This window comes from Pseudovibrio axinellae (assembly GCF_900110875.1).
Taxonomy (GTDB): domain Bacteria; phylum Pseudomonadota; class Alphaproteobacteria; order Rhizobiales; family Stappiaceae; genus Pseudovibrio; species Pseudovibrio axinellae.
This window is the reverse complement of record NZ_FOFM01000013.1, coordinates 16,022-29,168: the sequence shown is the minus strand read 5'-3', so window position 1 is coordinate 29,168 and position 13,147 is coordinate 16,022. Positions and strand designations below refer to the sequence as shown.

Annotated in this window: 13 protein-coding genes; 6 read left to right on the top strand and 7 right to left on the bottom strand. The window is 52.4% G+C overall.

What is annotated here, in order from left to right; all coding sequences use genetic code 11:
• Positions 1-41: 41 nt before the first annotated feature.
• The 7 genes from BMZ51_RS19850 to BMZ51_RS19820 form a co-directional block, all read right to left on the bottom strand.
• Positions 42-1,433 carry an ISNCY family transposase gene (locus BMZ51_RS19850; RefSeq protein ID WP_068006928.1) on the bottom strand — a complete coding sequence of 464 codons (1,392 nt, stop codon included), beginning with the start codon at positions 1,431-1,433 and terminating at the stop codon, positions 42-44.
• A 107-nt stretch (positions 1,434-1,540) separates the two neighbouring features.
• Complete coding sequence (locus BMZ51_RS19845) at positions 1,541-1,867, bottom strand: MFS transporter (protein ID WP_068006932.1); 327 nt, start codon at positions 1,865-1,867, stop codon at positions 1,541-1,543.
• Positions 1,868-2,212, bottom strand: coding sequence for a hypothetical protein (locus BMZ51_RS19840; RefSeq protein ID WP_139201431.1), 345 nt, complete (start codon positions 2,210-2,212; stop codon positions 1,868-1,870).
• On the bottom strand, positions 2,209-2,988 hold the full coding sequence (locus BMZ51_RS19835) for an alpha/beta fold hydrolase (protein ID WP_068006938.1): 780 nt from the start codon (positions 2,986-2,988) through the stop codon (positions 2,209-2,211). The genes BMZ51_RS19840 and BMZ51_RS19835 overlap by 4 nt, the downstream gene beginning before the upstream one ends.
• A gap of 148 nt (positions 2,989-3,136) precedes the next feature.
• Complete coding sequence (locus BMZ51_RS19830) at positions 3,137-4,174, bottom strand: ABC transporter substrate-binding protein (RefSeq protein ID WP_068006940.1); 1,038 nt, start codon at positions 4,172-4,174, stop codon at positions 3,137-3,139.
• Positions 4,144-5,529: a sensor histidine kinase gene (locus BMZ51_RS19825; protein WP_068006942.1), complete on the bottom strand. Its 1,386-nt coding sequence runs from the start codon at positions 5,527-5,529 to the stop codon at positions 4,144-4,146. The genes BMZ51_RS19830 and BMZ51_RS19825 overlap by 31 nt, the downstream gene beginning before the upstream one ends.
• Positions 5,526-6,191, bottom strand: a complete 666-nt coding sequence (locus tag BMZ51_RS19820) for a response regulator transcription factor (RefSeq protein WP_068006947.1) — start codon at positions 6,189-6,191, stop codon at positions 5,526-5,528. Before BMZ51_RS19820 ends, BMZ51_RS19825 begins: the two co-directional genes overlap by 4 nt.
• A gap of 121 nt (positions 6,192-6,312) precedes the next feature.
• On the opposite strand from BMZ51_RS19820, the gene BMZ51_RS19815 reads away from it, so the two are divergent.
• The 6 genes from BMZ51_RS19815 (at position 6,313) to BMZ51_RS19795 (ending at position 13,055) form a co-directional block, all read left to right on the top strand.
• A complete protein-coding gene (locus BMZ51_RS19815; RefSeq protein ID WP_068006950.1) occupies positions 6,313-7,296 on the top strand; it encodes a tripartite tricarboxylate transporter substrate binding protein in 984 nt (327 codons plus the stop codon).
• A 64-nt stretch (positions 7,297-7,360) separates the two neighbouring features.
• Positions 7,361-7,846, top strand: a complete 486-nt coding sequence (locus BMZ51_RS19810) for a tripartite tricarboxylate transporter TctB family protein (protein WP_068006953.1) — start codon at positions 7,361-7,363, stop codon at positions 7,844-7,846.
• 9 nt (positions 7,847-7,855) lie between these two features.
• Positions 7,856-9,373, top strand: coding sequence for a tripartite tricarboxylate transporter permease (locus BMZ51_RS19805; protein WP_068006956.1), 1,518 nt, complete (start codon positions 7,856-7,858; stop codon positions 9,371-9,373).
• 26 nt (positions 9,374-9,399) lie between these two features.
• On the top strand, positions 9,400-9,903 hold the full coding sequence (locus BMZ51_RS24645; protein ID WP_208979591.1) for an AbrB family transcriptional regulator: 504 nt from the start codon (positions 9,400-9,402) through the stop codon (positions 9,901-9,903).
• Positions 9,870-10,454 (top strand): AbrB family transcriptional regulator, encoded by a 585-nt coding sequence (locus BMZ51_RS24640; RefSeq protein WP_208979590.1) that lies wholly within the window; start codon positions 9,870-9,872, stop codon positions 10,452-10,454. The genes BMZ51_RS24645 and BMZ51_RS24640 overlap by 34 nt, the downstream gene beginning before the upstream one ends.
• 198 nt (positions 10,455-10,652) lie before the next feature.
• Positions 10,653-13,055, top strand: a complete 2,403-nt coding sequence (locus tag BMZ51_RS19795; protein WP_068006958.1) for a transketolase — start codon at positions 10,653-10,655, stop codon at positions 13,053-13,055.
• Positions 13,056-13,147 lie beyond the last annotated feature (92 nt).

The following is a 13,147-nucleotide window of genomic DNA, read 5'->3' as shown; positions in this document are numbered from 1 at the left end:
AACCAGAACACAACTTGAAAGAGAAGGTCAGTAACTCATCCTTACGTCTTCGGTTTGGTATGCTTTGTTCTGAACTCCTCCAAGATAGTCAGAGTCTCTGCACGGCTGCGTCCAGCTCCTTGAGAGCGTCTTGGTCGCCCGGGCTTGCGCTCCCGCTTCTCATAGCAGCCTTTGTCAGATGAGCTTTTGACCTTCACGCGGGGAGGAGCTGCTTCTTGCTCCTTCTTCACAAAGGCCAACACTTCACCCAAACGTTTGTTCTCGGTTACAGCTGTGTGGGTGACACGTTGGTCTTTGTCAAACACCTTGTGCGGCAGCACCCTGCCTTGCCAGCGCAGTTGCACGCGGCCATCGGCAAACAGGTAGGTATCAACGTATTTACCCGGCAGCTTCTTGCTTAAATCATTGGGTTCCAGAATGAGCATCTTGCGATTGTAAGAAACGGTCAGCTGCTGGGTCACATAGCGCTTCTCGCGCCAGCACAGGATGTTGGCCAGCCGATCTGGCTCCACATTAAGAGCCCGGTGCAGATTGTCCGGACGAGCAGGGGCCTTGGCAAATCTGGCATTAAAACGCTTCACAAAGTCTTGTAGGAACGCATTGCCAGCTTCCCTATCACTGATCCCGGCAAGGCGCAGGTCCTTGACCAGACGATCCTGTAGCGTGCGGTTGGCGCGTTCCACGCGGCCCTTGGCCTGATAGGAATTGGCGCACAGGATCTCAATGTTAAGCTCTGACAGGGCGCGGCCAAACTGGTTCATGCCAGCACCGCCTTTGGCCTCGGTATTGGCCACCTTTAAAACGCTGTGCTTGTCAGAATAAAACGCCACCGGACGGCCATGTTTACCTAAATAGTGCTCCAGCGCGGAAAAATAGGAAAACGCACTCTCGGACGGCACAAACTGCAGGTGCATTAGGGTCGATGTGGCATCATCGACAAAGACGAGCAGGGTGCATGGATCACCGCGCTCCTCAAACCAGCGATGGTCGCTGCCGTCAATTTGGATGAGCTCGCCATAGGCTTCGCGGCGATGACGTGGCTGATGAAACCTGCGCCGCTGCGCTTTGTTCAGCCAGATTCCGGCCTCGGTCATCCATTTGCGCACCGTCTCGCGGGAGACCTTCAGGCCATGGTGCTCCTCAAGCTTTTCTGCGGCCAGCGTCGGGCCGAAGTCAGAATAGTACTCGCTGATAACAAGTTGCGCGTACTCGCGAGTGCCATCACCAATCTGGTTGTTGGGTCGTTTGCCACGCGCCCGATGGCGCAATCCGCCAGCACCTTCGTCCCGATAGCGCTTCACAAGTCGCGAAATCTGCCGCACCGATAGATCCAGCAGATTGCCAGCGCCCAGATTGGTCAGTTCGCCGCGAACGACCTGCGCAATTACTTCAACACGATTTAACTCCCGTTCACTCATAACCACCCATCCCATGCCACGCTCCCCGGCATAACCCAACGTAAGAGCACTGTGACATTTTTAGTTTGCAGAGGATAGACAGTTTAGTATTGCGCTGACATGTAACAGTCGGATAATCAGCATTATGGAATGTTGTTTTCCAAGTCCTTTTTCAGCGTTTGGGTGCGTTGGTGCCAGAGGAGGGTGATGAAAAGGGAGAATAGGAGTGTGGGGTTATCGGCTTCAAGGAGTGCGCCGCTTAGCGTCAACCCGATGGGTACCCCAGCATAGCGCAAGGAAGAGAAGCTAGAAAAGACGGTGCCGCGTTCAACTTCTGGCACCAGTCTTTGAAGAACACTTGCATCGACCATGCTGCCGACACCTAAGTTCGAGCCGTATATGAACAGACCGAATGCGATAACAACACCTGCAAGATCTGCAGGTGTTGAAATGAGGGTTCCGCCAAACATTCATAATAAAAGCGATAGCCCCAATGCCTGACCAATAGGTGTGAGCTGCAACAGCTTGAGTGATGAGATTTTCTGACCCAAAATCGTGCAGATGAATGTTGTTAATGTGGTGCCAAACGCAAAGCAAGTGAGCCAAATGCCGAGCCATATCGCTTGTTTTTCGTTGGTATTTGCCAAAACTGGAAGACTGATCGCCAACACGGAAACAGCAACCGTATTGATAATCAAATCATAGATGCCCAGCTTAACAATACTGGGGGTTGAGCGCATCCACTTCCAAGCCTCATACATGGTCTGCGCAGAGGAATGACCTATTTTGTGCCCGCGTGTCAGCACTAAACTCAACGCAAATTCGCGGTATTGAGCCAGTTTTTAAGCATGTCTGCAAAGTGTGAGGGTGCTTTTTCGGGCATCATGTGGTCGCAACCGTCCTGAAGCTGGAGGCACGCGCTTGGAATTGATGCGGCAACCCGTTTGGAGGCAACGTCAAAGTGGCCTTCACTTTTGCTCCCAAGACCCACAGTCACAGGAGTGGTGATTTTCTTCAGGTCTGAGCTTTTAATGTTTGCCGGCGGTTGCCCACCGCCCAGCAGAAGCGGCATCATTTGAGCGCTTTGCTGATAAAGTGCCTGTCGCTTTGCGCTCATCGCTTCAAAGCACCCCTCACCGCCTGAACTGTCAAACAGCGCTTTCACAGCGGCAGCGTTGCCATGTTCATGCAATGCTTCAATAATGGGCGGAAAGGCGCGGGCCGCGGAGTGTTGAAATGCGTCAAGTTCCTCAGCGCTTTCAAGATACGTGGACAGCCCAGGCTCATACAGGAACGCGGCTTTTACCAGTTCAGGGTGGTTGAGCAGGCACAGCAGCGTCGGATGCGTTGAATACGACCATGCGGCAACATAATTGTCTTTATGGGATTTTTCGTTAAGCAGTTCAGCCAGTTGCTCGCAATGTGCCTCGCTGGAAAACAACTCGCCAGGTCGTTGCCACGTCTTTGGCCCGAACCATTCCAGAGTTGGACAAACAACCTCAAGGTCAGCCGGGAGCATGTCCACGATCGGTTTCCAGATATCGCCATGTCCTGGCGCCCCGTGCAAAAGAAATACGCGTTTGTTTTTCATTTGTTTTTCCGTAAAATAATTTCGGGCCACAAAAAACAACGTGGCCCGATTGGGTCGGCTTTTTATAAAACGTCCCTTTGTCTAATTGAGAGTGCCGCGGCGAACAAGAAGCTGTGGCGCAAAATGCGTTTACAGACCCTCCTGTTTTTTACGGCTGAATGATCGCGTTTTGCCATTCCTGCAGGAATTGGGAGCGTTTCAGGTTATCCAGATAGACAAGCAGGCCGGGACCAAGACGGATTGTTCGCAAGGAGAGCCTCTGCGAGGCCCGTTCTCTGTTGAGCTTGGGGTATGGGTAGTAATCTGCCCCTTCCTCACTCCAGGACGCGGTGATGAGGTGGTCGATGAAAGCGCCCGCTATGTCAGGGTTCTCGGCAGTGGTTGGAATAATGGCGGAACGCAGCATCAAAGTCGTGAAATCTTCCAGAGCTAAGATGCCGATGTTCGGGTCTTTTGCCGCCCGCGCCTGTGCATAAGAGCCAAGCACGTTGTAGGCCACTGCAAGCTCTCCGGTGGTGATTCCCGAAATCATATCAGCAGAACAACAGTAAAGCTTGGCATTCAAACTTCCCATCACTTCATTCAGGCGCCAGAAAGTATCCGAGTTCCGGGCATCTTGCGTTGCGAATAAGAACCCCAGTCCACTTTGGCGAATGTCATAGGTCCCCACTTTGTTCTTAAACCTGCTTCCATTGTTTCGCAGTATGGAGATAAGGCTTTGCCGAGAGGTAGGTATCTCCAAACCTTCAAACGCGGATTTTGAGTAAACGACCGATGCAGGCTCTTGGGTGAACGCAAAAACGTGGTTTCTCCAACGCGCCCAATCCGGCAAAAGCTCAGAAAACTCAGAGTTGTGCGGGCGGGTGTAGCCGTCATTGGCAAGCTTGACCTGGAGGTCCATAGCTGACGATATCGCGATATCGAAAGCTGCATTTTCCTCGTAAACTGCTCTCATTAGTTCGGTACTGCTGACAACTGTATAATCAACTGAAACAGTGGGGTATTTGCGCTGGAATGCCTCAATCAAGGGCGAAAAGATGTCGCTGTCAGAATTGGAGATGATACGAAGGCCTTCCCCTCCCGCAGACGCTGGAAAAAGCTTATGCTGTTCAATTTCATAGGCAACAGCTGGCATCAGCCAGAGTGCAAATGAAATCAGGATTGTGGGAAGTAGAAGGATACGCATGCGCCTGTTACATTTTTTCTGTTGGAGAGTTTAAGGTATCCGCCGTGAGCTTGCACGACCTCTTCGGCAATCGTGAGTCCAAGACCTGAGCCAATTGTATTCTCTGCATTTCCGCCGCGCGAAAACCGTGTTGTTAAGTGCTTGATATCGGTTTCATTAAACCCCTCACCCTGATCAAAAACGGAAACGACAACCCAGTGTCCTTCTGTGCCAATCCTTATCTTGATGTCCTCACCAAAGGGGGCATATTTGATGGCGTTGTCGATGATGTTACTCAGCGCATTTTGAATCAGGATTGCATCTCCGGAAACAGGCGGCGGCGTTTCACCTTCAATGATGAGCGTTTTGTCCTGCATTTCGGCTAGGGGCTGGTGGCGTTCAAGAGTTTCTCTGCCAAGCTCCAAAAGGTCAATTTTGGTCACCTCCAGATGGTCCGTGCGGAAGGAAACCATTGCATGATCAAGCAGTTGGCCTGCTGCACGTGAGCTTTCATCAATAGCGCGGATCATCTCTTTCAAAGAGGCCCTGTTTTCAGGACGCTCCACGCGGCGCAGGGCAATTTCAGCTTGCGTTCTAAGCACGGCCAGCGGCGTCCGCACACGATGCGCAGCTTCTGCAATAAACTCTTCTGAGCGGGTCAAAGACTTCTTCAGCCGCTCCATAAACCGGTTCAGGGCAACGACAAGGGGTGCCATTTCGCCGGGGACCGGGGCTTGCACTGCACGCAGGTCTTGAGGGCCTCGCCGAGAGACGGAATCTGCTAATATTTGAATAGGCTTAACAGCAGATTGAACTGATAAAACGCCAAGAATAGCTGCTGCAATGAAAAAGCCAAAACCGAGATAAAACGCGCTGGTGGAGATGCGCTCTAGCGTCTCTGTCTGCCGTTTGAGCGTTTGTGCAACCGAAACGGTCACTTCGACGGGCCCGCTGGCGTAAGACAGTCTCCGGGTCGCGGAGACCATTCGGATACTTTCTCCCATGTAATGGGAGGTCATGAAACTGTGTCTTTCCTGCTTCCTGCCCGGTTTTGTAACGGAAAGCCCCTTATATCCGGTGAGAAATTTCCCGTTTGCAGTGACGCGGTAGAACACGCGGTCATCACTGACATTCCCCAGCATTGACAGAGCTGAGTATGGAATATCGACGGTAACCCCTCCGCCCTGAATAGCGGCGCTGTCCAGAATGGATGTTGCTGATGCGGTGAGGATGTTATCCTGTGACTCTTCCGCAACCTGCTTTGCGAAGGTCATAACCATAATGAAAAGCAGGGCAGCAAGCACCGCTGCAATGCCCAACAATTGCAACGTCAAACGCCGCCGGATCGAGCCCGATACATTCGAAATGGCAGTCATACCAAGCTCAACCGGTAGCCCAATCCGCGCACAGTGATAATCTGAACGGATGAGCTGGCAATATGGCGGCGCAACCGGCCAACATACACTTCAATTGCGTTTTCTGAGACGTCCTCATCATAGGGAAATAACCGGTCAACGAGCTTTGTTTTGGAAAAAATAACTTCTGGTGCGCCAAAGAAAATTTCCAGCAACCGGAGTTCTTTGTTGCGTAAGCTAACGGTCTGACTGCCAACATTCAGCGTGCCGGCCAGTGAGTCAAAAATCACATCGCCGAACCGCTTTGCATTGGTAACTCCGCCCGACTGTCGTCTCCATACCGCCCGACACCGTGCTTCTAACTCAGAAAAGTCGAAGGGTTTGGTGATATAGTCATCTGCTCCCAGATCAAGCACTCCTACCCTGTCAGAAACCTCAGATCGCGCTGTCAAAACAATGACAGGTGTTTCATCCTGTCTGCTGCGATGATTACTGAGAAATTCTCGCCCATCCCCATCAGGCAGCATGATGTCCAGCAGAATCATGTCGTACTCAGCGGTTGAAACAAAGTCTTCAGCAACGCCTATTTTATCAGCATGATCAACAACATGACCGTCCATCGTCAGGCGATCCATGATGGCAGCGGCCAACTTTACATTGTCTTCTACAAGAAGATACCTCATGGACGCCTCCCCCATTTTTGATGGATGTTTTTAATAAATATGACAGGTTTGTGTCAGGTTTGCGTGGTTTCACCTATTCATGGGCGACAAATGCTGCCCCTGTCAATTGGGAGGACATATAATGAGTTTTATTCGGGCTCGCCGCGCGATCGCGGCTGCGGCAGTTACTGCTATGGCTTTTTCTTTGCCAACAGCTTCAATTGCTGAACCTGTTGTTGAGAGCATTCACTTTCTCATTCCAGGTGGTGCTGGTGGCGGCTGGGACGGCACCGCACGCGGAACCGGTGAAGCCTTGACCAAATCGGGTCTGGTGGGCAAAGCTTCTTTCGAAAACCTGTCTGGCGGCGGCGGCGGTAAGGCCATCGGCTACCTGATCGAGAATGCTGAAAGCCAGAACGGAACGTTGATGGTGAACTCCACACCAATCGTTATCCGTTCTTTGACCGGCGTATTCCCGCACAACTTCCGTGACCTGACACTCGTTTCTGGCACCATCGGCGACTATGCTGCAATTGTGGTTGGTAAAGACAGCCCGATCAATTCTATGGCAGACCTACTGGAGGCTTACAAAGCTGACAAACGCGGCACTGCTATTGGCGGTGGATCTGTTCCAGGGGGTATGGATCACCTTGTTGCTGCAATGGTGATGGAAGCTGCTGGAGAAGATGCAACAGCGGTTAAATACATTCCATATGATGCCGGTGGTAAAGCAATGGCCGCTCTTCTTTCAGGCGAAATTGCTGCTCTCTCTACGGGCTTTTCTGAGGCGATTGACTTAGCAAACGCGGGCGAAGTGAAGATCATTGGTGTCACTGCTGATGAGCGTGTTGCAGCCTATAACCAGGCGCAAACCATGAAGGAACAGGGCATCGACACCACCTTCGTAAACTGGCGTGGTTTCTTTGCAGCACCTGGTCTGCCGCAAGACAAGCTGACCGCATACCAAGAAGCAATTGCAAAGATGTATGACACCCCAGAGTGGGAAACTGTGCGTGCGCGTAACGGCTGGGTCAACATCCACAATTCTGGTGATGATTTTCGTACCTTCCTTGAAGGACAGGAAAAGGTCATTGGCGACCTCATGAAGAAGCTTGGCTTCCTTTAATCCATAAAAACAGGTGGATGCGCCGCTTTGGTGCATCCATTTTTCCAACCCAATGGAGGGAAACATGGCGCTGGATCGTTGGATTGCACTCGTCATTCTGGCTGTGAGCCTGAGCTATGGATACACCGCTTTTTTTATGATGGACGCTGGTTTGCCACCGTTTATGCGGTTTAATCCAATCTGGCCGAGCACGTTTCCAAAAGTCATTTCGGTTTTGGCTGCCATCACAAGCCTTGCAATTGTTTTGGGTATTGAGAAAAAGCCGTCCGGCGATGATACCGGCGAAATCGATTACCGCAGACTCAAAGAATACAAAATCGGTCAGGCAATATTCCTGCTTGTGTTGATGGCAACCTATGCCCTCATGCTGCGCCCCGCTGGCTTCCTGTTGTCGACAGTCGTCTTTTTGGTGGCTGGAGCTGCGCTTTTGGGCGAGCGCCGGTTTGTCATTCTCATCCCCGTTGCAGCGTTGGCTGCCGGTGTGGTCTGGTATCTGGTTCAACAAACACTGGGCATCTACCTTAGCCCACTTCCAACCTTTCTCAGCTAGGGGGCCAAAATGATTGACGGCATTCTGATTGGTCTGTCTACGGCCTTCTCAATTTCCAACCTGTTGATGGTCATCGGCGGTTGTTTGATTGGCACATTCATCGGCATGTTGCCCGGTCTGGGCCCAATGTCGATCATCGCGATCATGATCCCGGTCGCCATTTCAATTGGCGACCCATCGGCAGCTCTTATCCTACTTGCTGGTGTGTATTACGGGGCGATCTTCGGTGGGTCCACGTCTTCCATCTTAATCAACGCTCCGGGCGTTGCCTCAACTGTCGCAACCAGTTTTGATGGCTATCCCATGGCACGCCAAGGCAAGGCGGGCAAAGCCCTCACCGTGGCGGCGATTTCCTCATTTGCAGGGGGCAGCATCGGCGCAATCCTACTGATGATCTTTGCACCGGCACTGGCATCTGTAGCATTGCTCTTCCACTCTGCTGAATACTTCGCGCTTATGGTCGTCGGGCTCTCTGCCATTGCAGCCTTTGCAGGCAGCGGACAAGTGGGCAAAGCGCTGTTGATGACGCTCGTTGGCCTTATGATGGCAACTGTCGGCGAAGGAGCCTTGTTCAACCAACCTCGCTTCACCATGGGTATATTGGATCTGCAATCCGGCTTTGGGTTCATTACGCTTGCAATGGCTATGTTTGCATTGCCAGAAGCCTTATTCCTTGTGCTTGACCCATCGCGCTCCAACTCTGGCGGCAGCGGCGGCGACATCAAGGATCTGAGAATTACCAAAGCTGAAGCTAAGAAAATCGCGCCCGTTATTGGTCGCCAGTCCATTCAAGGGTTCTTGATTGGTGTGTTGCCCGGCGCAGGGGCAACTATTGCCTCCTTCCTTGGCTATGCTGTGGAGCGCAACCTTGCCAGCAAAGAAGAGCAAGCTGAATTTGGCAAGGGATCAATCAAAGGTCTTGCCGCGCCAGAATCTGCCAATAATGCTGCTTGTACCGGCTCTTTTGTGCCGCTTCTGACACTCGGTATTCCAGGCTCTGGTACAACCGCAATTTTGTTGGGAGCTTTGATTGCGCTGAACGTTTCGCCCGGTCCGCGCTTGATGATTGATCAGCCTGAAATCTTCTGGTCTGTCATTATTTCCATGTATGTGGGCAATGTGATCTTGTTGTTCCTCAACCTGCCAATGATCCCGTACATCGCCAAGATTCTGGCGGTCCCGCGCAACTACCTCATCCCGTTCATTTTGTTCTTTACGCTTATGGGCGCATATATTGGACAAAATAACGCGACTGAACTGCTGATTCTTGTTGGCTTTGGCGTCTGCGCGACGCTGCTCAGGTTTGCCAATTACCCACTTGCCCCGCTGCTGATCGGCTTCATCTTGGGCAGTATGCTTGAAGACAACTTCTCCCGGTCCATGCAGCTTTATGATGGCATTAGGTTTATTGTGGAGCGTCCCATGACAATGGGTCTTCTGGCACTGGCCGTTATTTTGGTGGCGTTGCCAACCTTCCGGGCACGGTTGGTTCGCAAAAAGGAACTACAGGCAGCTGAAAGCGATTAATAAGCACGCTGCGGGGAATTCGTAAGATGATGAAAAATGGTCATGATATCGCCCTGCTTGCATTAACACTCGTTATTGCCAGTGCCGGAGCAGGCCTTTTCACTCTTGCAGGCTTCCCCGCAGCCCCCCTTACCGGCTCAGCCCTTGCCGTTTCCATTGGCGGACTAATGGGCGCACCCGTTACCATCCCGCTTTGGCTCAGAACTTCGTGCTTTGTGGTTTTGGGCGTGAGCATCGGTTCTGGTGTCACTCCTGACGTCGTAGATGCCGCCTTTGCCTGGCCTGCCAGCTTCTTTGCACTTGGCGTCAGCCTCATAGTTAGTATGCTCCTCAGCCGCGCATTACTGGTACGCTTCTTCGGGTTTGATGCCTACAACGCTTCCTTGGCGTCCTCTCCCGGTCACCTGAGCTATATCCTCAGCATGGCAGCAGACAGCAATGCTGATGTGACACGTATTGGCCTCGCCCAAAGCACCCGTGTTTTGTTCCTCACCATTTGCGTTCCGCTTTTTGTCACGCTGTTTTTGTAGATACCGGCGCGACCTTCCTGCCAGCCCACGATATCTCCGCCTTATCAGCGCTGTATCTTTTATCCGGTGCCGCCCTCATTGGCTTTGTGTTCTTAAAGGCGAAGCTGCCTGCTGCTTACTTGCTTGGCGGAATGCTCGTATCCTCCCTTGGGCACCTCTCTGAACTCACACCCGGTAAGATGCCGGAGTGGGCAACGATCAGCGCATTTTTGGTGATGGGGGCATTGATTGGAACACGTTTCAAAGGCATTAGCGCGGAGCTGTTTCTTAAATCCATTGGCGCGGGACTGCTCGTCACACTCATCACAGTGGGCATGGCAATTCTTGGCGTGGTTCTGGTCATGCCAATCGTAGGCCTGGACCCGAGTTTACTGTTTGTTGCCTTTGCGCCAGGCGGTGTTGAGGCTATGGCAGCAATCGCTGTCCAAAGCGGCCTCGATCCTACCTTCGTCGCCGCCCACCACGTGTTTCGTCTGCTGCTCTTGACTATTCTCGTGCCGATGCTGTTGCGAGGTACGAAAGCCACCAGCAATGCAAATGACGAAGCGTAACGTCAAAGCCCTATGATCGGCCAAAAACTGCGTTGCCCAAGGGGTAGCAGAAAGTATTTTTCTTCATTTCGCAAATAAGCTCAAAAAATCTCCTTATTCCTACAGATATATCAATATGCTAGGGACATTAATTCCTGAGATAACCTGTTAGCCTTCTCGAATGAGTGAGGAAAACTAACGAAATCGACGGGGAATTTTATGAGCGCAGTTTCATTGGAAGCTTTGGCTATACTGGAAAGCCGTGTGAGGTGGCTTGCTTCGTGGACCATTCACAACGCGAACCACCTGCGCAGCGCGCAAACTGGCGAAGTGAAGGTAGGTGGGCACCAGGCCTCGTGTGCCTCCATAAGCAGCATAATGACAGCGCTCTATTTTAAGTCCCTGCGGCCTCAGGACCGGGTGGCCGTTAAACCCCATGCTGCGCCAAACTTCCATGCTATTCAGTATCTTGCTGGCAATCAAACACTAGAGAAGCTGCAAAATTTTCGCGGGTTCCACGGCGCACAATCCTATCCGTCACGGACCAAGGATATTGATGACGTTGACTTCTCTACCGGCTCCGTCGGCCTCGGGGTCGCCCAAACCCTGTTCTCCTCTCTGGTGCAGGATTATGTGTCGGCCCATGGCTGGCTGAACAAAGCGCCAGAAGGCCGGATGATCTCGCTCATTGGTGATGCAGAGATGGACGAAGGCAATATCTACGAAGCATTGCTGGAAGGCTGGAAACACGGCCTTCGCAATTGCTGGTGGATCGTGGATTACAATCGCCAGTCACTGGATGCTGTGATCCGTGAAGGGCTTTGGGAAAAGTTTGAGAGCATTTTCCGCAGTTTCGGGTGGGATGTTGTTGTCCTTAAATACGGCAGCCTGCAAGAAGCTGCCTTTAAAGAAACGGGCGGCGATAAACTTCGCAGTTGGATTGATAGCTGCCCCAACCAGCTTTATTGCGCACTGGCCTATCAGGGCGGTGCAGCTTGGCGCAAACGCCTGCTGGATGAGCTGGGTGATCAGGGTGATGTAAGTGAGCTGATTAACCGCCGCAGCGATGATGAGCTTTCCGCACTCATGTGCAACTTGGGTGGGCATGACCTTCCCTCCCTCATTAACGCCTTTGATGAGGCAGGAACGCATGACCGCCCCACCTTGTTCCTATGTTACACAGTAAAGGGCTTCGGCCTTCCATTGGCTGGCCACAAAGACAACCATGCTGGCTTGATGACCACAAAGCAAATGGATGGCCTTCGCCAGGAGCTTGGTATTCGGGAAGGCCATGAATGGGACAAATGGGAGGGTGCAGGACAGGACGCGGCAAGCTTGCAGCGGCTTGTCGCTACCGCCCCTTTCTTTGCCAAAGGTGCACGGCGGTACGAGGCCGATACAGTGCCAGTGCCAGCGCGCTTACCACAACCAGCTAGCGCAGAAAAATCCCTGTCCACACAGATGGGTTTTGGGCAGATCCTTCACGAGATTTCCAAGGCTGATGGGGAGTTGGCCAAAAAAATCGTGACCACCGCACCAGATGTAACCGTCTCCACCAACTTGGGAGGCTGGGTCAATCAACGTGGTTTGTTTGCCAAGGAAGAGCTTGCCGATACTTTTAAATCAGAGCACATTCCATCGACCTACAAATGGTCGTTCTCACCCAGTGGACAGCATCTGGAGCTTGGAATTGCAGAATCCAATCTCTTCCTCATGCTCTCTGCTTTAGGGCTCTCGCACTCCATCAACGGAGAGCGCTTGCTGCCCATAGGCACGGTTTATGATCCCTTTATTTTGCGAGCTGCAGATCAGCTTAATTACGCCTGTTATCAGGATGCGCGCTTTATGTTGGTGGCAACCCCATCGGGCATTACGCTCGCGCCGGAAGGAGGCGCGCACCAATCCATCAGCACACCACTGGTGGGCATGGCGCAGGACGGACTGGCAGCCTTTGAGCCCGCCTTCGTGGATGAGTTGGCCATCATCATGCGCTTTGGGTTTGATTACATGCAGCGCGATGGTGAGGGCGATCCTGATGAACGTACATGGCTGCGAGATCAGACGGGCGGTTCCTTATATCTGCGCCTTTCAACCCGCCCGGTTGAGCAACCTTTGCGCACCTTCACAGCTGAGCAGGAGCAGGACATTGTTGATGGTGCGTACTGGCTGCGCAAACCCGGCCCCAATGCTCAAATCGTTATTGCCTACACAGGGGCTGTTGCACCAGAGGCCATTAACGCTGTTGGCTTGATGGCAGAAGACCGCCGGGACATTGGCCTGCTGGCAATTACATCAGCCGACCGCCTGAACGCGGGGTGGACGGCAGCACAACGCGCACGCGACCGTGGGGCGCACCATGCGCAAAGCCATATTGAACGTCTGTTTAATGATGTGCCAGAGAACTGCTCGCTCATCACCGTGCTCGATGGGCACCCGGCAACTCTGGCTTGGCTGGGCGCGGTCAAGGGCAACACAATCCGCACTCTTGGTGTGGAGCATTTTGGCCAAACAGGCACCATTGCAGATCTTTACCGGCACTATGGAATCGACACACAGTCAATTATGCAAGCGGCTGAGACGATATCCTCAGGCGGAAAGATCCGCTATATCAAAGCCATATAAAAAGACCTTGCCGGAACAGTGGACACCCCATTGCTCCGGCGCTCATTCTTGTTCACTGTTGCTCTGCATTTTACAGTTTCAGGAATAGTGCC